The sequence below is a fragment of the Micromonospora sp. II genome (assembly GCF_001709195.1).
GTDB classification, from domain to species: domain Bacteria; phylum Actinomycetota; class Actinomycetes; order Mycobacteriales; family Micromonosporaceae; genus Micromonospora; species Micromonospora chalcea.
On record NZ_LYXF01000006.1, the window covers coordinates 102,813 to 121,457 of the forward strand.

Annotated in this window: 21 protein-coding genes; 14 read left to right on the forward strand and 7 right to left on the reverse strand. The window is 71.1% G+C overall.

Annotation, left to right across the window (positions count from 1 at the left end; translation table 11 throughout):
* Positions 1-89 precede the first annotated feature (89 nt).
* The 4 genes from A8711_RS03640 (at position 90) to A8711_RS03655 (ending at position 2,929) form a co-directional block, all read left to right on the forward strand.
* Entirely contained in the window at positions 90-386 is a 297-nt protein-coding gene (locus A8711_RS03640; protein WP_030501355.1) for a hypothetical protein, read from the forward strand.
* Between the two features lie 73 nt (positions 387-459).
* A complete protein-coding gene (locus A8711_RS03645; RefSeq protein WP_043326471.1) occupies positions 460-1,857 on the forward strand; it encodes a DUF4331 domain-containing protein in 1,398 nt (465 codons plus the stop codon).
* 12 nt (positions 1,858-1,869) lie between these two features.
* The gene (locus tag A8711_RS03650) at positions 1,870-2,208 is read left to right on the forward strand and encodes a hypothetical protein (protein WP_043326469.1); all 339 of its coding nucleotides are present in this window, start codon (positions 1,870-1,872) and stop codon (positions 2,206-2,208) included.
* Between the two features lie 460 nt (positions 2,209-2,668).
* On the forward strand, positions 2,669-2,929 hold the full coding sequence (locus tag A8711_RS03655) for a WhiB family transcriptional regulator (protein ID WP_013284161.1): 261 nt from the start codon (positions 2,669-2,671) through the stop codon (positions 2,927-2,929).
* 82 nt (positions 2,930-3,011) lie between these two features.
* Here the strand turns inward: A8711_RS03655 and A8711_RS03660 are convergent, their stop codons facing one another.
* Positions 3,012-3,461, reverse strand: a complete 450-nt coding sequence (locus A8711_RS03660; RefSeq protein ID WP_018787548.1) for a metallopeptidase family protein — start codon at positions 3,459-3,461, stop codon at positions 3,012-3,014.
* Between the two features lie 153 nt (positions 3,462-3,614).
* Here A8711_RS03660 and A8711_RS03665 point away from each other — a divergent pair, with 153 nt between their 5' ends.
* Entirely contained in the window at positions 3,615-3,989 is a 375-nt protein-coding gene (locus A8711_RS03665; protein WP_043326466.1) for a DUF3499 domain-containing protein, read from the forward strand.
* 100 nt (positions 3,990-4,089) lie between these two features.
* On the opposite strand, the gene A8711_RS03670 is transcribed toward A8711_RS03665, so the two are convergent.
* The 3 genes from A8711_RS03670 to A8711_RS03680 all read right to left on the reverse strand — a co-directional run bounded on the left by A8711_RS03670 (position 4,090) and on the right by A8711_RS03680 (position 7,482).
* Positions 4,090-5,469, reverse strand: a complete 1,380-nt coding sequence (locus A8711_RS03670; RefSeq protein ID WP_069087483.1) for an FAD-binding oxidoreductase — start codon at positions 5,467-5,469, stop codon at positions 4,090-4,092.
* 5 nt (positions 5,470-5,474) lie between these two features.
* Entirely contained in the window at positions 5,475-6,821 is a 1,347-nt protein-coding gene (locus A8711_RS03675) for an aspartate aminotransferase family protein (RefSeq protein WP_069087438.1), read from the reverse strand.
* Between the two features lie 148 nt (positions 6,822-6,969).
* The gene (locus A8711_RS03680) at positions 6,970-7,482 is read right to left on the reverse strand and encodes an Lrp/AsnC family transcriptional regulator (protein WP_069087439.1); all 513 of its coding nucleotides are present in this window, start codon (positions 7,480-7,482) and stop codon (positions 6,970-6,972) included.
* Positions 7,483-7,688: 206 nt separating this feature from the next.
* On the opposite strand from A8711_RS03680, the gene A8711_RS03685 reads away from it, so the two are divergent.
* The 9 genes from A8711_RS03685 to A8711_RS03725 all read left to right on the forward strand — a co-directional run bounded on the left by A8711_RS03685 (position 7,689) and on the right by A8711_RS03725 (position 16,213).
* Positions 7,689-8,873, forward strand: a complete 1,185-nt coding sequence (locus A8711_RS03685) for a spermidine/putrescine ABC transporter substrate-binding protein (protein WP_064447711.1) — start codon at positions 7,689-7,691, stop codon at positions 8,871-8,873.
* The gene (locus A8711_RS03690; RefSeq protein WP_064447712.1) at positions 8,870-10,027 is read left to right on the forward strand and encodes an ABC transporter ATP-binding protein; all 1,158 of its coding nucleotides are present in this window, start codon (positions 8,870-8,872) and stop codon (positions 10,025-10,027) included. The genes A8711_RS03685 and A8711_RS03690 overlap by 4 nt, the downstream gene beginning before the upstream one ends.
* Positions 10,028-10,103: 76 nt before the next feature.
* Complete coding sequence (locus A8711_RS03695; RefSeq protein ID WP_064447713.1) at positions 10,104-11,012, forward strand: ABC transporter permease; 909 nt, start codon at positions 10,104-10,106, stop codon at positions 11,010-11,012.
* A complete protein-coding gene (locus tag A8711_RS03700; protein WP_083296919.1) occupies positions 11,009-11,842 on the forward strand; it encodes an ABC transporter permease in 834 nt (277 codons plus the stop codon). Before A8711_RS03695 ends, A8711_RS03700 begins: the two co-directional genes overlap by 4 nt.
* Positions 11,839-13,260: an FAD-binding oxidoreductase gene (locus A8711_RS03705; protein WP_069087440.1), complete on the forward strand. Its 1,422-nt coding sequence runs from the start codon at positions 11,839-11,841 to the stop codon at positions 13,258-13,260. Before A8711_RS03700 ends, A8711_RS03705 begins: the two co-directional genes overlap by 4 nt.
* The gene (locus A8711_RS03710; protein WP_069087441.1) at positions 13,260-14,462 is read left to right on the forward strand and encodes a saccharopine dehydrogenase family protein; all 1,203 of its coding nucleotides are present in this window, start codon (positions 13,260-13,262) and stop codon (positions 14,460-14,462) included. The genes A8711_RS03705 and A8711_RS03710 overlap by 1 nt, the downstream gene beginning before the upstream one ends.
* Positions 14,459-15,472, forward strand: coding sequence for an agmatinase (gene speB, locus A8711_RS03715; protein WP_043326451.1), 1,014 nt, complete (start codon positions 14,459-14,461; stop codon positions 15,470-15,472). The genes A8711_RS03710 and speB overlap by 4 nt, the downstream gene beginning before the upstream one ends.
* 40 nt (positions 15,473-15,512) lie before the next feature.
* Positions 15,513-15,905 (forward strand): type II toxin-antitoxin system RelE/ParE family toxin, encoded by a 393-nt coding sequence (locus A8711_RS03720; RefSeq protein ID WP_043326449.1) that lies wholly within the window; start codon positions 15,513-15,515, stop codon positions 15,903-15,905.
* Entirely contained in the window at positions 15,902-16,213 is a 312-nt protein-coding gene (locus A8711_RS03725; RefSeq protein ID WP_013284175.1) for a helix-turn-helix domain-containing protein, read from the forward strand. The genes A8711_RS03720 and A8711_RS03725 overlap by 4 nt, the downstream gene beginning before the upstream one ends.
* 19 nt (positions 16,214-16,232) lie before the next feature.
* Here A8711_RS03725 and A8711_RS03730 read toward each other — a convergent pair whose 3' ends face one another.
* The 3 genes from A8711_RS03730 to adh all read right to left on the reverse strand — a co-directional run bounded on the left by A8711_RS03730 (position 16,233) and on the right by adh (position 18,626).
* On the reverse strand, positions 16,233-16,676 hold the full coding sequence (locus A8711_RS03730) for a hypothetical protein (protein WP_069087442.1): 444 nt from the start codon (positions 16,674-16,676) through the stop codon (positions 16,233-16,235).
* A gap of 97 nt (positions 16,677-16,773) precedes the next feature.
* Positions 16,774-17,121 (reverse strand): DUF779 domain-containing protein, encoded by a 348-nt coding sequence (locus A8711_RS03735; RefSeq protein WP_069087443.1) that lies wholly within the window; start codon positions 17,119-17,121, stop codon positions 16,774-16,776.
* Positions 17,121-18,626 (reverse strand): aldehyde dehydrogenase, encoded by a 1,506-nt coding sequence (gene adh, locus A8711_RS03740; RefSeq protein WP_043326441.1) that lies wholly within the window; start codon positions 18,624-18,626, stop codon positions 17,121-17,123. Before adh ends, A8711_RS03735 begins: the two co-directional genes overlap by 1 nt.
* Positions 18,627-18,645 lie beyond the last annotated feature (19 nt).

The window sequence follows — 18,645 nt, forward strand, 5'->3', positions numbered from 1 at the left end:
CCGCCGGTGACCCCAGAACCGGGGCCCGGCGGTGTCCGGGCGTCCCGGGCCCGTTGCGGCGCTGCGGCGCCGGTCCGGAAAGGTTGCCGATGAGCACTGACGAGACCACCGACGCGCCGAAGAAACGGCGGACCTGGCCGCGGTTGACCCGCAGGCAGACGCTCACCGCCGCGGCGAGCGCGACGCTGGGCGCCGCCGCCCTCACCGTGCCGGGCCTGTCCGCCGCGCAGAACTCCCCCACGGCGAGCCGGCGCGACGAGCCGATCGTGGCTCACCTCCGCGACGCCGCCACCGGCGCGATCGACGTCTTCGTCGGTACGACAAGGGTCGAGATCCGCGACCGCGGTCTGGCCGACCGCCTGGTGCGCGCCGCCGGCCGGCGCTGATCCCACCCCTCCACCGGCGTGGGCTCCCGGCGCCGGTTCCGTCTTCCGTTCTCCCGACGAAGGTGCGTCCGCCATGTCCTCTCACCGCGAGGCCCCGGAGATCGCCAAGGATCCGGTCGCCGACAGTTCCGACCTGTACGCGTTCGTCACGCCGAGCCAGCCGGACACGGTCACGTTGATCGCCAACTACGTGCCGCTGCAACTTCCCTCCGGCGGCCCGAACTTCTTCGAGTTCGGCGACGACGTCCGGTACGAGATTCACATCGACAACGACGGCGACGGTAATCCGGACGTCACCTATCGTTTCGAATTCACCACGGAGATCACGAACCAGAACAGCTTTCTCTACAACACCGGGCCGATCGAGTCGCTGGAGAGCAAGAACTGGAACCGGCGGCAGTTCTACCGGCTGACCCGGATCGCCGACGGCCGCGCGCGGGTGCTGGCGCACAAGCTGCCCTGCCCGCCCTGCAACGTCGGGCCGCTGTCCACCCCGAAGTACCAGAACCTGGTACGCCAGGCGACGTTCAAGCTGTCCACCGGCGAGAAGGTCTTCGCCGGACAGCGGGCCGACGGCTTCTTCGTCGACCTGGGCGCGGTGTTCGACCTGGGCACGCTGCGGCCGTTCCAGCAGTTGCACGTGGCCGGCAAGAAGCTGTTCCAGGCCGAGGGCGAGCCGGTGAACGCGCTGGACCGGCTGAACGTGCACAGCCTCGCCGTGCAGGTGCCGCTGAGCCAGGTGCGCCGTAAGGCCGCCCGCTACGGCGTGGCCGACCGCGCCTCGACCATCGGGGTGTGGACCAGCGCGTCCCGCCAGCAGGTCCGGGTGCTCGGCGACCGGGTCTCCGCGGACACCGCCGCCGGCCCGTTCACCCAGGTGTCGCGGCTCGGTAACCCGTTGTTCAACGAGGTCATCGTGCCGATGTCCAGGAAGGACGTCTGGAACACGCTGCCGCCGTCGGAGGACAAGCGCTTCGCCGGGTTCGTCGAGCGGCCCGAGCTGGCCGCGCTGCTGCCGGCGCTGTACCCGGGCGTGTTCGGAAATCTGGACGCGCTGAACAAGTCCAAGAAGCCGCGCGCCGACCTGGTGGCGATCCTGCTCACCGGAATCCCGGCCGGACTGATCGACGGCTTCGCCAACACCACCGGCGACGTCCAGGCGGACATGCTGCGGCTGAACACGGCGATCCGGCCCAGCCGCACACCGGACCGGTTCGGCGTGCTAGGCGGCGACCTGGCCGGTTACCCGAACGGCCGTCGCGTCGCCGACGACGTGGTGACGATCGCGCTGCGTGCCATCGCGGGACTGACCGTGCCACTTGTCGACAAGACGTTCCGCCCGGACGCCGCCGCCGCGGCGGTCACGCCGGGTCTGAGCGCGGCCGACGTCACCGCGCCGTTCCTGGCCGACTTCCCGTTCCTCGGCACACCGTACGACGGGTTCGGCAACCCGCAGGCGAAGAAGTCCTGACGGGAGACGCGGATGTCACACCATCACGATCTCGGCCCGTCGGAGGTCGGCAGCGTCGTGCTCGACCTCGGCGGCGACCGCGGCGCGCTGATCATCCACACCGGCCGGGACCTGCACGGCCGGGAAATCGAGATCAGCCGGGCGGACCTCGACAGCCCGCGGACCCACTCCGCGGTACGCGAGCGGCACGTCCTGGACGGGGTCTTCCACAGTGCCGTCTACCCGGACCTGGAGGCGGGTGTCTATACCGTCTGGTGGGACGAGAACACATCGGCCGGCGCGATCTCTGTTACCGGTGGGTGTATCGCCGAATTCGTCTGGCCGACCAGCTCACCCGCCCGGGTGGACTGAACCGGCGACCGCGCCGACGCCTGCGCCCTGTCCACATGGTGGACGGGGCGCAGTCGGCGTTGGACGGCTCGGCGGGCGGTACCGCAACGAGCGCGTTACCCTTTGGCCCACCAATTCTGATCTTGGTACGAGCGGCCGGCGGGGGCGTCCGGCCGGCCCGCCGGCGGTGCGCCACGGCAGAAAACTTCCGGCAACTCGCCGGGGAGGGCGTTACTCGTCCGGGGTCTGAATCGATAGGGCAGGTTGCGAGGCTACGGGCGACCGCGGCGGTCGTCCCGGACGTGTCGGGAGGGCGACTCCATTATCAAGTTTGGCTTGACGGCGCACGCATTACACGCGTGTAATTTGAATGGGGTTGTTCGCACGGAACGCAACAAATGGTGACCGTACGGACAGGCACGCCTTTCGCGTGGGGGGTTGCAGCGGCGAATGACGCCGGTGCGCGACAAGGAGGCAATCGATGGACGGCCAGCTCGAGGTGGCCGACCTGCTCGGGAACGCGCCGGAGTGGCAGGAGCGGGCGCTCTGCTCGCAGACCGACCCGGAGGCGTTCTTTCCCGAGAAGGGCGGCTCGACCCGCGAGGCGAAGCGCATCTGCTCGCGGTGCGAAGTGAAGACGGAATGCCTGGAGTACGCGCTCGGCCACGACGAGCGGTTCGGAATCTGGGGTGGCCTCTCCGAGCGGGAGCGGCGCAAGCTCAAGCGGCGGGTCGCCGCCTGATCCACGTACGGGCCGACGGGCGGTGGGGGCCGTCCGGGCCCGGGTCGCTGTCCGGCCGGCGGGGGCCGGCCGGGTGGCGGCGTCAGGCCAGCTCGTCCGGGTCCACCCCGAGCAGATTCGCCACCTGCTCGATGATCACGTCGTGCACCAGGTCGGCGAGGTCCTCGCGGTCCATCGCGCGGAACTCCAGCGGCCGCCGGTAGAGCACGATCCGCGGCGGCACCTCCTGGCGGCCGGGCCGCCCGGGCAGCAGCCGGGCGAGCGGCACCTCGCCGTCCTCCAGCACGTCCGAGTCGTAGACGTTCAGATCCGGCGGGACGTCCTCGACCGCGAACTCCACCCCGGCCAGCTCCTTGGCGAACCGGCGTTCGAGCGTCTCCACCGTGTCGAGCACCAGGTCGTCGAAGACCTCGGCCTTCGTCCGGGCCAGCGGGACGGTGGCCGGCACCAGCCGCCCGCGCAGCCCGCGACCGTGCCGGTCACGGTGGGTGCGCCGGCCGGAGCCGGGGCGGCGGTTCTGCGGGCTCGTCATGACGGACAGGGTAGCCCGGGGTGGCGGTCCACCCGTCGCCGCGCGGCTGTCCGGCGCGCCGGGGAGCCGATCGGAGGAATTGTGATCACCATGACGGGCGTGTCGTAACGCGAAGCGGTGCGCCGGACCCGGTAATGGGGATACCCTGCCGCCGTGAGGTCACCACGGCGCTGCTCCCGTAACGGCTGCCCCCGGCAAGCGGTCGCCACATTGACCTATGTCTACAACGAGTCGACGGCGGTGGTGGGCCCGCTCGCCGCGTTCGCCGAACCGCACACGTACGACCTGTGTGAGCCGCACGCCCGCAGCCTGACCGCCCCGCGCGGCTGGGACGTGGTGCGGCACGAGGGTGAGTTCGAGCCGCCGCCGCCCACCACCGACGACCTGGTGGCGCTGGCCGAGGCGGTCCGTGAGGCCGCCCGCCCGGCCCCGCCCCGTCCCCCCGAGGACGAACCCACCACCAAGCCCCAGGCCCCCCACCAGCAGGGCCGCCGGGGCCACCTCCGGGTCATCCCACCCCACCACTGACCCCCTCCGCCGGCCTCCGCGCGTTGATCAAGGAGTTTGTGTCAAGGAAACCGTGTCCGGGAGACACAAACTCCTTGATCAACGGATTGGGAACCCGGGGTCAGTGGCCCAGGAAGCGGTTGAAGAGATCGGCTCGGCGGGACGTGCGGGACGTACGGTGCTCGGTGTGGTCGGCTGAGGACATGATCCTCAGGCCGGCGTTCATCGCCAGCCAGCGCAGCGGCTCCGGTTCCCAGCGCGGGGAGCGGTGGCCCACCCAGGGAAGTGCCGTGAGGTCGGTCTCCACGCCGCGGATCAGGTCGGCCAGCGTACGACCGGCGAGGTTGCTGGTGCCCACTCCGTCACCGACGTACCCGCCGGCCCAGGCGAGCCCGGTGCGGCGGTCCAGCCCCACCGACGCGGCCCAGTCCCGGGCCACGCCGAGCGGCCCGCCCCAGGCGTGCGTCACCGGCACGTCCGGCCCGAGCACCGGGAACAGTTCCCCGAGCGTCCGGCGCAGCGCCGCGAACACCCGCGGCTCCCGGTCGAAGCCCGGCCGCACCCGGGAGGCGTAGTGGTAGGGCGCGCCCCGCCCGCCGAACGCGAGCCGGCCGTCGGCGGTGCGCTGGCCGTACACGATGACGTGCCGGTAGTCGGAGAACGTCTCCCGCTCCGCCAGCCCGATCCGCGCCCACGTCTCCTCGGGCAGCGGCGGGGTGGCCACCATCAGCGAGTAGACGGGCGCCACTGTGCGCCGCTGGCCGGGTAGCCCGGGCGTGTAGCCCTCGGTCGCGCGGACCACCACCGGCGCCCGGACCACGCCCGCCGGTGTCACCGCCGCGCCCGGCCGCAGCGCGGTCACCGGGGTGCGCTCGTGGATGCGTACGCCCCGGCGCTCCACCGCCCGCGCCAGGCCCCGGACGAGCTTCGCCGGGTGCACGGCGGCGCAGTGCGGGGTGTACGTGCCGCCGCGTACCCCCTCGGCATCGCACCGCGCGGCGGCCTCGGCGGCGTCCAGCAGCGTCAGGTCGTCGTCGGTGAGCCCGTGCGCGTGGGCCTGGTCGACCTCGGCGCGGGCCCGGGCGAGCTGGACCTCGCTGCGCGCCAGCGTCACTGTGCCGCCGGCCCGCCAGTCGCAGTCGATGCCCTCGGCGGCGGCGACCCGCCCCACCTCGCCGACCGTGTCGTGCATGGCCCGTTGCAGGGCGAGCGCGCGGTCCCGGCCGTGGCGTCGGGCCAGCGCCGGCAGCGAGGTGGGGAACAGCGCCGAGCACCAGCCGCCGTTGCGCCCGGATGCGCCGTACCCGGCGATCTCCCGCTCCAGCACGACGACGCGCAACGTGGGGTCGGCCTCGGCCAGGTAGTACGCCGTCCACAGCCCGGTGTACCCGGCGCCCACGATCGCCACGTCGGCGTCCGTGTCGCCGGGCAACCCGGGTCGCGGTGTCAGCGGCTCGTCCAGGCTGGACAGCCAGTACGAGAGGTGCCGGTAACCGGTCATCGGCGTCAGAGCCGGGACCACGCCTCGGTCAGCACCGCGCGCAGGATCTGCTCGATCTCGTCGAAGTGCTGCTGGTCGGCGATCAGCGGCGGGGCGAGCTGCACCACCGGGTCGCCACGGTCGTCGGCCCGGCAGTAGAGCCCGGCGTCGAACAGCGCGGTGGACAGGAAGCCGCGCAGCAGCCGCTCCGACTCGGCCTCGTCGAACGTCTCCCGCGTGGTCTTGTCCTTGACCAGCTCGATGCCGTAGAAGTAGCCGTCACCGCGGACGTCGCCGACGATCGGCAGGTCGTGCAGCTTCTCCAGGGTGGACCGGAACGCGCCCTCGTTGGCCCGGACGTGCCCGATCAGGTCCTCCCGGGCGAACACCTCCAGGTTGGCCAGCGCGACCGCGCAGGAGACCGGGTGGCCGCCGAACGTCACGCCGTGCGCGAACATGCCGGTCTCGGTGAGGAACGGCTCCATCAGCCGCTCGCTGGCGATCATCGCGCCGAGCGGGGCGTAGCCGGAGGTGATGCCCTTGGCGGTGGTGATGATGTCCGGCTGGTAGCCGTACCGCACCGCGCCGAAGTACTCGCCGAGCCGGCCCCAGGAGCAGATCACCTCGTCGCTGACCAGCAGCACGTCGTACGCGTCGCAGATCTCGCGTACCCGCTCGAAGTATCCGGGCGGCGGCGGGAAGCAGCCGCCGGAGTTCTGCACCGGCTCCAGGAAGACGGCGGCGACCGTCTCCGGCCCCTCCCGCTCGATCGCGCGGCCGATCTCCTCGGCGGCCCAGCGGCCGAACGCCTCGGGGTCGTCGCCGTGTTCGGGGGCGCGGTAGAAGTTGGTGTTCGGCACCTTGATGCCCCCGGGCACCAGCGGCTCGAAGTCGGTCTTGATGCCGGGCAGGCCGGTGATCGACAGCGCGCCCATCGAGGTGCCGTGGTAGGCGATGTAGCGGCTGACCACCTTGTGCTTGGTGGGCTTGCCGGTGCGCTTGAAGTAGGCCCGGGCCAGCTTCCACGCCGCCTCGACGGCCTCGGAGCCGCCGGTGGTGAAGAAGACCCGGTTCAGGTCGCCGGGCGTGAGCGTGGCGATCTTCTCGGCCAGCTCGACGGCCTTCGGGTGGGCGTACGACCAGAGTGGGAAGTAGGCCAGCTCGCCGGCCTGCTTGGCGGCGGCCTCGGCCAGCTCGGCGCGGCCGTGGCCGGCGTTGACGACGAACAGCCCGGCCAGCCCGTCCAGGTAGCGGCGGCCGTGCGCGTCCCAGACGTACGCGCCCTCGCCCCGGACGATTGTCGGAACCTCGCCGGCGGGGTAGCTCGCCATGCGGGTGAAGTGCATCCACAGGTGGTCGGTGGCGTTGGCCATGTCAGCCCCATCGGGTCTCGGGCCGGTCAGGGGTGACACCGGCCGCTCTGCCCACGGTTATCCCACAGGCGGTGCCGATAAGGCAAGCGAAGAAGCTTCACCGCGACGGATTCAGCGCCATATCACTGCGCTGTCAACGGAATCCGCATCAGGCGGTGCCCCAACTGTAGGTCTGCTTGCGCAGCTTCAGGTAGACGAACGCCTCGGTGGAGAGCACTCCGGGCACACCGCGCAGCTTCTGCAGGATCTCCAGCAGGTGCGCGTCGTTGCGGCAGACCACCTCGGCCAGCAGGTCGAACGAGCCGGCGGTGATCACCACGTAGTCGATCTCCTCGAACTCGGCCAGCCGGTCGGCCACCGACTCCAGGTCACCGTCGGTGCGCAGCCCGATCATGGCCTGGCGGGGGAAGCCGAGCTGGAGCGGATCGGTGACCGCGACGATCTGCATGACGCCCGCGTCGAGCAGCCGCTGCACCCGCTGGCGTACCGCCGCCTCGGAGAGGCCCACCGCCTTGCCGATGCTCGCGTACGGGCGGCGCCCGTCCTCCTGGAGCTGCTCGATGATCTGCTTCGCCACGTCGTCGAGCAGAACGTGATTGGCGCCTTCACGCACGGTGACCCGACGGCCGCCGTTGGTGTTCTCCTGGTGCCGGTTGACCATCGACGCTCCTTGTGTCCGATTCTTCGTATCGAGCGTAGTGCCCCGCGCAGTCTGGCGTATTTCGTGGCGACTGGCTATTCCAGCAACGGAATCCCTTGTGAGAGAGGTTTTCTCATGTCAGGATCAGTCGTCCATCGCCACTGACCCTCCCGCCGGCGTGCCGCCCCCCGTCCCGCCGCCGACGATGCCCCCCAAGGAGTCGTCACATGCGTAGTCCCCTTCGGACCCTCACCCGGCGTGGTCTGCTCACCGGGACCGTCGGCTCGGCCGCACTGCTCGCCACCGCGGGCGCCCTGGCCGGCTGCGGGACCAAGGGCGCCCAGCAGACCGAAGCCGGTTGCAAGAGCGAGGATCTGTCAGCCACCGAGAAGAAGGTCGCCTTCTCGAACTGGCCGCAGTACATGGACACCGACGAGAAGGACGAGTCCAAGCGCCCCACGCTCGACGCGTTCGTCGCCGCCACCGGCATCCAGGTGACGTACACCGAGGACGTCAACGACAACAACGAGTTCTTCGGCAAGGTGCGCAACCAGCTCGCCGGGTGTCAGAGCACCGGCCGGGACATCATGGTGCTCACCGACTGGATGGCCGCCCGGGTGATCCGCCTCGGCTGGGTCCAGAAGCTGGACAAGTCGAAGATGCCGAACGTCGAGGCGAACCTGCTGCAGTCGCTGCGCGGTCGCTCCTTCGACGCCGAGACCCAGCTCGCCGTCCCGTGGCAGTCCGGTCTCGCCGGGCTCGCGTACAACGCGAACGTCACCAAGGAGATCCGCACCGTCGACGAGCTGCTCACCCGCCCCGATCTCAAGGGCAAGGTGACGGTGCTGTCGGAGATGCGCGACACCATCGGCCTGCTGCTCCAGTCGCTCGGCCACGACCCGGCCAAGTTCACCTCGGCCCAGTTCGACGACGCGCTGAACAAGCTGAAGAAGGCCGTGGACAGCAAGCAGATCCGGCGGTTCACCGGCAACGACTACGCGCCCGATCTGGCCAAGGGCGACATCGCCGCGTGCATCGGCTGGTCCGGCGACGTGGTCCAGCTCGGCTTCGACGACGAGAAGATCAAGTTCGTGGTGCCCGAGTCCGGCGTGATGCTCTGGTCGGACAACATGCTGGTGCCGAACAAGGCCACCCACAAGGCCAACGCCGAGGCGTTGATGAACCACTACTACGACCCGGCGGTGGCGGCGAAGCTGGCCGCGTACGTCAACTACATCTGCCCGGTGCAGGGCGCGCAGGCCGAGATGGAGAAGATCGACCCGGACCTGGCGAGCAACCCGCTGATCTTCCCGGACGACACGATGCTGTCCAAAGCCAAGGTCTTCATGGCGCTCGACGAGGCGCAGGAGAAGGAGTACGAGACCAAGTTCCAGCAGGTGATCGGCGCGTGAAGGGGCAGCAGACCCCGGCCGGCGACCTGCGCCTGGTCGACCTGACCAAGCGGTTCGGCGTCTTCACCGCCGTCGACGACCTCACCCTCACCATCCCGCAGGGCTCGTTCTTCGCCCTGCTCGGCGCGTCCGGCTGCGGCAAGACCACCACACTGCGGATGATCGCCGGGCTGGAGCAGCCGACCAGCGGGCAGGTGCTGCTCGGCGAGCAGGACATCGCCGGGCTGCGGCCGTACAAGCGGCCGGTCAACACGGTGTTCCAGAGCTACGCGCTCTTCCCGCACCTGGACATCCACGAGAACGTGGCGTTCGGGCTGCGCCGCCGCGGCATCCGCAAGGTGAGCGACCAGGTGGAGCAGATGCTCGCGCTGGTGCAGCTCGAAGGGTACGGCCGACGCCGCCCGGCCCAGCTCTCCGGCGGCCAGCAGCAGCGCGTCGCGCTGGCCCGGGCGCTCATCAACCACCCGCAGGTGCTGCTGCTCGACGAGCCGCTCGGCGCGCTCGACCTCAAGCTGCGCCGGCAGATGCAGATCGAGCTGAAACGGATCCAGACCGAGGTCGGCATCACGTTCGTGCACGTCACCCACGACCAGGAGGAGGCCATGACGATGGCCGACACGGTCGCGGTGATGAACGCCGGCCGGATCGAGCAGCTCGGCGCGCCCGCCGACATCTACGAGTACCCGGCCACCGCGTTCGTGGCGAACTTCCTCGGCCAGTCCAACCTGCTCGCCGCCGAAGCCGGCGGGCGCGCCGCCGACGACGTGCTGGTCACGGCGCACGGCTCGCGCTTCTCGGTGCCCGCCGGCCGGGCCCGGCTCACCGACGGGCCGGCCTTCCTCGGCGTACGTCCGGAGAAGCTGCACCTGGTCGACGACCCGGACCGGGTGCCGGCCGGACACCAGCACGTCGGTGGCGTGGTCAGCGACGCCTCCTACGTCGGGGTGAGCACCCAGTACCTGGTGCGCACCGCGTGGGGCAGCGAGCTGACCGCGTTCGCCGCGAACAGCGGGCTGGGCGGTCAGTTGGCGGTCGGCACGGCGGTGACCGCGCACTGGGATCCGCGGCACGCGTTCCTGCTGCCCCGGGCCGCCGGTGAGGACGACCAGACCGCGCCGCTGCTCGACGAGCCGCCGGTGGGTGCGTCGGCATGAGCGAGCGCAGCGAGCGAATCGGCTGGCTCAGCGCGAAGGTGTCTCATGGCGGCACGGAGCGAAGCGGAGTGGCGGCATGAGCGCGCTGGCCCACGTACCGACCTCCGCCGGGAAACCGGCGCCGCCGCCGTTGCGGCGCGGGCGCAGCCGGCTCCTGCCGTACCTGTTGCTGCTGCCCGGCGCGGTCTGGCTGCTCGTCTTCTTCGCGCTGCCGCTGGTGCAGCTCGCCTCGGCCAGCCTCTACGACCCGGCCGGCTCGCTCTCCACCGGGTACGCGATGACCTGGGCGTTCGGCAACTACCCGGACGCGCTCCAGGCGTACTGGCCGCAGTTCTCCCGGTCGTTCCTCTACTCGGCGATCGCGCTGGTGCTCGCGCTGCTGATGGGCTACCCGCTGGCGTACGCGATCGCGCAGAAGGCCGGCCGGTGGAAGAACCTGCTGCTGGTGGCCGTGGTCGCGCCGATGTTCACCAGCTTCCTGGTGCGCACGCTGGCGTGGAAGACCATCCTGTCGGACAACGGCGCGCTGGTCGGGCTGCTGCGCGACGTGCACCTGCTCGGACCGGACGGCCGGCTGCTGGCCACCCCGATCGCCGTGGTGCTCGGCCTGACGTACAACTTCCTGCCGTTCCTGGTGCTGCCGCTGTACGCGAGCCTGGAGCGGCTCGATCCCCGGCTGCTGGAGGCGGCGAGCGACCTGTACGCGAGCCCGCTGCGCGCGTTCGCCAAGGTCACGCTGCCGCTGTCGATGCCCGGCCTGATCGCCGGCACGCTGCTGTTCTTCATCCCGGCCACCGGTGACTACATCAACGCCGAGCTGCTCGGCACCCCGAACGAGTACATGATCGGCAACGTCATCGACTCGGCGTTCCTGGTCCGGCTGGACTACCCGCAGGGCGCGGCGCTGTCGTTCCTGCTGATGGCCGCGATCCTGGCGATCGTCTTCGTCTACCTGCGCCGCGCGGGAACGGAGGAGGTCCTGTGAGCAGACTGAAGCGCTGGCTCGCCGACCGGTGGGTGATGGGCGTGGCCCTGCTCGTCCTCGGCTACCTGACGCTGCCGATCATGGTGGTCGCCGGTCTGTCCTTCAACCGGCCCTCCAGCCGGCTCTCCTACGACTTCAACGAGTTCACGCTCGACAACTGGAAGCAGCCCTGCGCCACCTCGGACATGTGCGACGCCGTGGTGCGCAGCATGCAGATCGGGCTCATCGCCACAGTCGTCTCCACGCTCCTCGGCACGCTGATGGCGTTCGCGCTGGTCCGGCACAGCTTCCGCGGGCGGTCCGGGCTCAACGGGCTGATCTTCCTGCCGATGGCCACCCCGGAACTCGTGATGGGCACCTCGCTGCTCGCCCTCTTCGTCGCCGCCGGGGTGCCGCAGGGCTTCTGGACCATCGTCATCGCGCACGTCATGTTCTGCGTGTCGTTCGTCGTGGTCACCGTGAAGGCCCGGCTCTCCGGCATGGACCGGCGGCTGGAGGAGGCCGCGATGGACCTGTACGCCAGCGAGTGGCAGACGTTCCGCCGGATCACGCTGCCGCTGGTGCTGCCGGGCATCGTGGCCGCCGCGCTGCTGGCGTTCTCGCTCAGCTTCGACGACTTCATCATCACGAACTTCAACGCCGGCACCACAGTCACGTTCCCCATGTACGTCTGGGGCGCCTCCCAGCGGGGCATCCCGCCGCAGGTGAACGTGATCGGCACGGCCATGTTCGTGATCGCGTTGCTGCTGGTCGGGGCCACCTCGCTGCGCGGGCGGCGGGCGCGACGGGCCGCCCTCGCGGTGGTCGCCACACCGGCGGGCAAGCCATGACACTCCCGCATACCGGCCGGGCGCTGGCCGACGCCGCGCCCGTGCCGTACTGGCTGGACCGCCCGGAGCGGCCCGACCCGCTGCCGCCGCTGTCCGGCTCGCACACCGCCGACCTGCTCGTGGTCGGCGGCGGGTACGCCGGACTGTGGACCGCGCTGCTCGCAAAGGAGGCCGACCCGGACCGGGACGTGCTGCTGGTCGACGCGGGCACGTGCGGCTGGGCGGCGTCCGGGCGCAACGGCGGGTTCTGCGCCGCCTCGCTGACCCACGGGCTTGCCAACGGCGTCGAGCGGTTCCCCGGCGAGATCGGCGAGCTGGAACGGCTGGGCCGGGAGAACCTCGACGCCATCGCCGCCACCGTGGCGAAGTACGGCATCGACTGCGACTTCGAACGCACCGGTGAGCTGGCGGTGGCGGTCGAGCCGTACCAGCTCGACGGGCTCGCCGCCGACGCCGACCTGGCCCGCCGGTACGGCCACGACGTGCGGCTGCTCGACCGCGACCAGGTACGCGCCGAGGTGGCGTCGCCGACGTACCTGGGCGGGATGTGGGACGCCGACCGGGTCGCCCTGCTCGACCCGGCGAAGCTCGCCTGGGGACTGCGCCGGGCCGCACTCGACCTGGGCGTACGCGTGCACGAGCACACCCGCGTCACCAGCCTGGCCGGCGACGGCGCGGCGCTGCTCGCCAGCACGGCGGGCGGCGCGGACGCGGCGCCCGGCGCGGTACGGGCGCGGCAGGTCGTGCTCGCCACGAACGCGTTCCCGCCGCTGCTGCGCCGGCTGCGCTCCTGGATCGTGCCGGTCTACGACTACGCGCTGATGACCGAGCCGCTGACCGCCGCGCAGCGCGACGCGATCGGCTGGCGGCACCGGCAGGGGCTCGCCGACACCGGCAACCAGTTCCACTACTACCGGCTCACCGCCGACAACCGGATCCTGTTCGGCGGCTACGACGCGATCTACCACTACGGCAACCGGGTGGCGCCCGCGCTGGAGCAGCGCGAGGCCACCTTCACCACGCTCGCCTCGCACTTCTTCACGACGTTCCCGCAGCTCGCCGATGTGCGCTTCAGTCACCGCTGGGGTGGCGTCATCGACACCTGCACCCGGTTCTGCGCGTTCTTCGGCACCGCGTACTCCGGACGCCTGGCGTACGCGGCCGGGTTCACCGGGCTCGGCGTGGGCGCGACGCGATTCGGCGCCCGCGTGACGCTCGACCTGCTCTCCGGCACCGACACCCCGCTGACCCGGCTCGACCTGGTGCGCCGCAAGCCGCTGCCGTTCCCGCCGGAACCGGTCCGGTCCGTGGGCATCAACCTCACCCGCTGGTCGCTCGCCCGCGCCGACGCGCGCGACGGACGGCGCAACCTCTGGCTCCGTACTCTCGACCGTCTTGGACTGGGGTTCGACTCCTGATGCGTATCCTCCTCGTCGGCGCCGGTGGCGTCGGCTCCGCAGCCGTATCCATCGCCGCCCGCCGTACCTTCTTCGAGCTCATGGTGGTCGCCGACCACGACCCGGCGCGGGCGGCGCGGGCCGTCGCCGGGCACGGCGACCGGTTCGTCGCCGCCACTGTGGACGCGTCCTCCGCCGACGCTGTGGCCGCGCTGTGCCGGGAACACCGGATCACGCACGTCCTCAACGCGGTCGACCCGCGTTTCGTCATGCCGATCTTCGACGGCGCGTTCGCCGCCGGGGCCGACTACCTGGACATGGCGATGTCGCTGTCCCGGCCGCACCCCGAGCGTCCCTACGCCCAGACCGGGGTCAAGCTCGGCGACGAGCAGTTCGCCGTCGCGGAGCGGTGGGCCGCCGCGGGGCGGCTCGCGCTCTGCGGCATCGGCGTCGAACCGGGCCTGTCCGACGTCTTCGCCCGCTACGCCGCCGACGAACTCTTCGCCGAGATCGACGAGATCGGGGTACGCGACGGCGCGAACCTGACGGTCGCCGGCTACGACTTCGCGCCCTCGTTCTCCATCTGGACCACCATCGAGGAGTGCCTCAACCCGCCGGTGATCTGGGAGGCCGGGCGCGGCTGGTTCACCACCGAACCGTTCAGCGAGCCGGAGGTCTTCGACTTCCCGGCCGGGATCGGCCCGGTCGAGTGCGTCAACGTCGAGCACGAGGAGGTGCTGCTCATCCCGCGCTGGGTCCAGGCGAAGCGGGTCACCTTCAAGTACGGCCTCGGCGCCGAGTTCATCGAGGTGCTGCGCACGCTGCACAAGCTCGGGCTCGACTCGACCGAGCCGGTGCGGGTACGCGGCGTCGACGTGTCGCCGCGCGACCTGGTGGCCGCCGCGCTGCCCGACCCGGCCACGCTCGGCGACCGGATGAGCGGCAAGACCTGCGCCGGCACGTACGTCACCGGCACCGGCCCGGACGGGCAGCCGCGCCGGGTCTACCTGTACCACGTGGTCGACAACGAGTGGTCGATGGCCGAGTACGGCCACCAGGCGGTGGTCTGGCAGACCGCAGTCAACCCGGTCGTCGCGCTGGAGCTGCTCGCCACCGGCGCCTGGTCCGGCACGGGCGTGCTCGGTCCCGAGGCGTTCCCGCCGACCCCCTTCCTGGATCTGCTCACCGGCTACGGTTCGCCGTGGGGGATGGAGGAACGATGACCCGGTACGGCCCGATGTACGGCCCCGACATCACGTTCCTCGGCGTGCCGCCGTGCACGGTCGAGGAGCCGGTCACGTACGCCGACGCGGACGTGGTGATCATCGGGGCGCCGTTCGACGGTGGCACCTCGCACCGGCCCGGCACCCGGTTCGGGCCGTCCGCCATCCGGCAGGCCTGCTACCTGCCGCACGACGGCTCCCGCCCGTCGCTGGCGCTGCGCGTGGACGGGCTGAAGGACCTGTGCGTCTACGACGCCGGCGACGTGGAGATGTTCAGCGGCGACATCGAGCGTTCGCTCGCCGCGCTGGAGACCGCCGTGCACGCGGTCGCCGCCGCCGGGGCGATCCCGGTGGTCCTCGGCGGCGACCACTCCATCGCGCTGCCCGACGCCACCGGCGTGGCCCGGCACCACGGGCTCGGCCGGGTGTCGCTGGTGCACTTCGACGCGCACGCCGACACCGGGGACGTCGAGTTCGGCTCGCTGCACGGTCACGGCCAGCCGATGCGCCGGCTCATCGAGTCCGGTGCGGTACGCGGCGACCGCTTCCTCCAGATCGGGCTGCGCGGCTACTGGCCCGGCCCGGACACGCTGGCGTGGATGGCCGAGCAGCGGATGCGCTCGTACGAGATGACCGAGATCGTGGCGCGCGGCCTGGACACCTGTCTGACCGAGGCGTTCGGGATCGCGACCGACGAGTGCGAGGGCGTGTTCCTCTCCGTCGACGTGGACGTGGTCGACCCCGGCATGGCCCCCGGCACCGGCACGCCCGAGCCGGGCGGGTTCACCTCCCGGCAACTGCTCGACGCGGTCCGCCGGGTCTGTTACGAGCTGCCGGTGGTCGGGTTGGACGTGGTCGAGGTCGCCCCGCCGTACGACCACGCCGACATCACCGCGTACCTGGGCAACCGGGTGGTGCTGGAGGCGCTCTCAGCGATAGCCCGCCGCCGCCACGACGCCGAAACCGGAACCCCGTGGAACCCCACCCAGCCGCTCCTGGATGACCGCTGACTGGTAGGCCGGGATGTTTAGCCCGGGCTATAGTCAGGGCATGGGTGCGGACGGGAAGCGCTGGTCGGTCCGGGTCACCGGAGAGGTCCGGCACTGGCTGCGCGACCTGCGGGACCACGACCCGGCGTCGTACGAGAGCGTCCGGGTGGCGGTGGACAAGCTGGCCGAGGTCGGGCCGGGGCTGGGCCGCCCGCTCGTGGACACGCTGCGCGGAAGCAGTCTCCGTAATCTCAAGGAGTTGCGGCCCCGCTCCGGTCGGGACGTGGCTATCCGGGTGCTGTTCGTCTTCGATCCGTGGTCGCAGGCGGTCCTGCTGGTCGCCGGCAACAAGGCGGGCGACTGGAGTCGCTGGTACCGGCAGCACATCCCGGCGGCGGAGGTTGCCTACAAGGCTTGGCTCGACAGCGAGCGCGAGCGAAGGGGGGAGTCGTGACGGAGTTCTATCACTGGGACGAGGTCCGCGCCGAACTCGGCGGCGACGACGAGGCCTACGAGGCGGAGCGCGCCCGGACCGACGCCTGGGTGAGCGCGTTCCACCTGGCCGAGGAGCGCAAGCGGCTGGGCCTGACCCAGCGGCAGGTCGCCGAGATCATGGGGGTCACGCCCGGCCGGGTGAGCCAGATCGAGAACGGCGACCTCGACGTCAACGAGGTGGCAACGCTGAGCCGGTACGCCAATGCCCTCGGAGCCCGGCTGCGGATCATCTTCGACTACGGCGACGACCTCCGGCAGATCGCCTGACCGGAGGCCGCCGAGACGGTCAGGGGCGGGCGCAGCGGGGGCGCAGGCGTACGGGCTCGGTGGTTTCGGTGATCGAGTTGGGCTCGATCACCAGGCGGGCGATCGTGGTGGCCGGGCCGGGGCGGAACCTGCCCTGGTCGGCGGGGATGGTCGCGGTCCAGGTGCCGGCGGTGCGCTCGTCGGTGCACGCGCCGATCACGCCGAACCCGAAGCCGTTGACCGAGCCGCGCCGCTGCTCCAGGTGCACCTCGATGTACGCGAGGCCGCGCTCGGCGCCGCAGTCGAACCGGCCGCCGACGGTGGCGGTGTGCGCCCGCCCGTCGGCCGTGCCGAACCAGTTGACGGAGATGCTCGGAGAGGCCGCCGGGGCGGCGACGGCGGCGCCGGGTGAGAGCCCGAGCGTGGCGGCGGTGGCCAAGGCGGTGAGGCCGGCGGCGAGCACTGGCTGTCGGACCGGGTGCATGGGCGGTCTCCTGTCGGGCGGTGGGATGCGACTCCGAAGTGGACGGCGTCAGCATCCCACCGCCGCGATGCCCGCGAGCTGCAAGATCTCGGACAGATCAGCGGTTCAGGTGGGACCGGATGAGGAACCGGACGCCCTCCGGGGCCTCCAGGGAGAAGCCGCTGCCCCGGCCGGGCACCACGTCGACGGTGAGCCGGGTGTGCTTCCACAGCTCCCACTGGGCCTTCGACATCCAGAACTCCACCGGCTCGGGCACGCCGTCGACGGCCAGCGAGGCGAGCAGCACGTCCGAGCCGCCGGTGCGGAACTCACCGGCCGGGTAGCACATCGGGGCGCTGCCGTCGCAGCAGCCGCCGGACTGGTGGAACATCAGCGGGCCGTGCTGCCCCCGCAGCGACCGGATCAGGTCGGCCGCCGCGGGGGTCACTGTCACGGTGTCGCCCATCAGAAGAAGCCGAGCTTCTTCGGCGAGTAGCTGACCAGGAGGTTCTTGGTCTGCTGGTAGTGCTCCAGCATCATCTTGTGGTTCTCCCGGCCGATGCCTGACTGCTTGTAGCCGCCGAACGCCGCGTGCGCCGGGTAGGCGTGGTAGCAGTTCGTCCAGACCCGGCCGGCCTGGATGGCGCGCCCGGCCCGGTACGCGGTGTTGAGGTCCCGGGTCCACACGCCCGCGCCGAGCCCGTACAGCGTGTCGTTGGCGATCTTCACGGCGTCGTCCAGGTCGGCGAAGGAGGTCACGGACACCACCGGGCCGAAGATCTCCTCCTGGAAGATCCGCATCGAGTTGTCGCCCTCGAAGATCGTCGGCTGGACGTAGTAGCCGCCGGACAGCTCGCCGCCGAGGTCGGCCCGCTCGCCGCCGGCCAGGACGCGAGCGCCCTCCTGCCGCCCGATGTCCAGGTAGGACAGGATCTTCTCCAACTGGTCGTTGGAGGCCTGCGCGCCGACCATCGTGTCGGTGTCCAGCGGGTGCCCCTGCTTGACCGCCTTCGTCCGCTCGACGGCGGCGGCGAGGAAGTCGGAGTAGTGGCCCTGCTGGATGAGCGCCCGGGACGGGCAGGTGCACACCTCGCCCTGGTTGAGGGCGAACATGGTGAAGCCTTCGAGAGCCTTGTCCAGGAAGTCGTCGGAGGCGGCGCTGACGTCGTCGAAGAATATGTTCGGGCTCTTGCCACCGAGTTCCAGCGTGACCGGCTTGATGTTCTCGCTGGCGTACTGCATGATCAGCCGCCCGGTGGTGGTCTCGCCGGTGAACGCCACCTTCGCCACCCGCGGCGAGGACGCCAGCGGCTTGCCCGCCTCGACGCCGAAGCCGTTCACCACGTTGATCACGCCCGGCGGCAGCAGGTCGCCGATCAGCGAGAGCAGGTAGTGGATCGAGGCGGGCGTCTGCTCGGCCGGCTTGAGCACCACCGCGTTGCCGGCGGCCAGCGCCGGGGCGAGCTTCCACACCGCCATGAGGATCGGGAAGTTCCACGGGATGATCTGCCCGACCACGCCGAGCGGCTCGTGGAAGTGGTAGGCGACGGTGTCGTCGTCGAGTTCGCCGAGCGAGCCCTCCTGCGCCCGGATCGCCCCGGCGAAATAGCGGAAGTGGTCGATCGCGAGCGGGATGTCGGCGGCGAGCGTCTCGCGTACCGGCTTGCCGTTCTCCCACGTCTCGGCGATCGCCAGGGACTCCAGGTTGTCCTGCATGCGGTCGGCGATCCGGTTGAGGATCAGCGAGCGTTCGGCGACCGACGTGCGGCCCCACGCGTCGGCCGCGCCGTGTGCCGCGTCCAGCGCCTTCTCCACGTCCTCGGCGGTGCCCCGGGCCACCTCGCAGAAGGTCTGCCCGGTCACCGGGGTCGGGTTCTCGAAGTACTTGCCACCGTGCGGCTTCACGTACTCGCCGCCGATGTAGTGGTCGTAGCGGGACTGCCAGTGGGTGGGGGCGTCGTAGCGCGTCATGGGTACCTCCGCCGTCCGT

Excerpts from the sequence above, each read along its gene's own strand:
- A8711_RS03640 (WP_030501355.1), top strand. The coding sequence starts at position 90 with ATGAGCACTGACGAGACCACCGACGCGCCGAAGAAACGGCGGACCTGG.
- A8711_RS03645 (WP_043326471.1), top strand. The coding sequence starts at position 460 with ATGTCCTCTCACCGCGAGGCCCCGGAGATCGCCAAGGATCCGGTCGCC.
- A8711_RS03650 (WP_043326469.1), top strand. The coding sequence starts at position 1,870 with ATGTCACACCATCACGATCTCGGCCCGTCGGAGGTCGGCAGCGTCGTG.
- A8711_RS03655 (WP_013284161.1), top strand. The coding sequence starts at position 2,669 with ATGGACGGCCAGCTCGAGGTGGCCGACCTGCTCGGGAACGCGCCGGAG.
- A8711_RS03660 (WP_018787548.1), bottom strand. The coding sequence starts at position 3,461 with ATGACGAGCCCGCAGAACCGCCGCCCCGGCTCCGGCCGGCGCACCCAC.
- A8711_RS03670 (WP_069087483.1), bottom strand. The coding sequence starts at position 5,469 with ATGACCGGTTACCGGCACCTCTCGTACTGGCTGTCCAGCCTGGACGAG.
- A8711_RS03675 (WP_069087438.1), bottom strand. The coding sequence starts at position 6,821 with ATGGCCAACGCCACCGACCACCTGTGGATGCACTTCACCCGCATGGCG.
- A8711_RS03680 (WP_069087439.1), bottom strand. The coding sequence starts at position 7,482 with ATGGTCAACCGGCACCAGGAGAACACCAACGGCGGCCGTCGGGTCACC.
- A8711_RS03685 (WP_064447711.1), top strand. The coding sequence starts at position 7,689 with ATGCGTAGTCCCCTTCGGACCCTCACCCGGCGTGGTCTGCTCACCGGG.
- A8711_RS03695 (WP_064447713.1), top strand. The coding sequence starts at position 10,104 with ATGAGCGCGCTGGCCCACGTACCGACCTCCGCCGGGAAACCGGCGCCG.
- A8711_RS03705 (WP_069087440.1), top strand. The coding sequence starts at position 11,839 with ATGACACTCCCGCATACCGGCCGGGCGCTGGCCGACGCCGCGCCCGTG.
- A8711_RS03710 (WP_069087441.1), top strand. The coding sequence starts at position 13,260 with ATGCGTATCCTCCTCGTCGGCGCCGGTGGCGTCGGCTCCGCAGCCGTA.
- speB (WP_043326451.1), top strand. The coding sequence starts at position 14,459 with ATGACCCGGTACGGCCCGATGTACGGCCCCGACATCACGTTCCTCGGC.
- A8711_RS03720 (WP_043326449.1), top strand. The coding sequence starts at position 15,513 with ATGGGTGCGGACGGGAAGCGCTGGTCGGTCCGGGTCACCGGAGAGGTC.
- A8711_RS03730 (WP_069087442.1), bottom strand. The coding sequence starts at position 16,676 with ATGCACCCGGTCCGACAGCCAGTGCTCGCCGCCGGCCTCACCGCCTTG.
- A8711_RS03735 (WP_069087443.1), bottom strand. The coding sequence starts at position 17,121 with ATGGGCGACACCGTGACAGTGACCCCCGCGGCGGCCGACCTGATCCGG.
- adh (WP_043326441.1), bottom strand. The coding sequence starts at position 18,626 with ATGACGCGCTACGACGCCCCCACCCACTGGCAGTCCCGCTACGACCAC.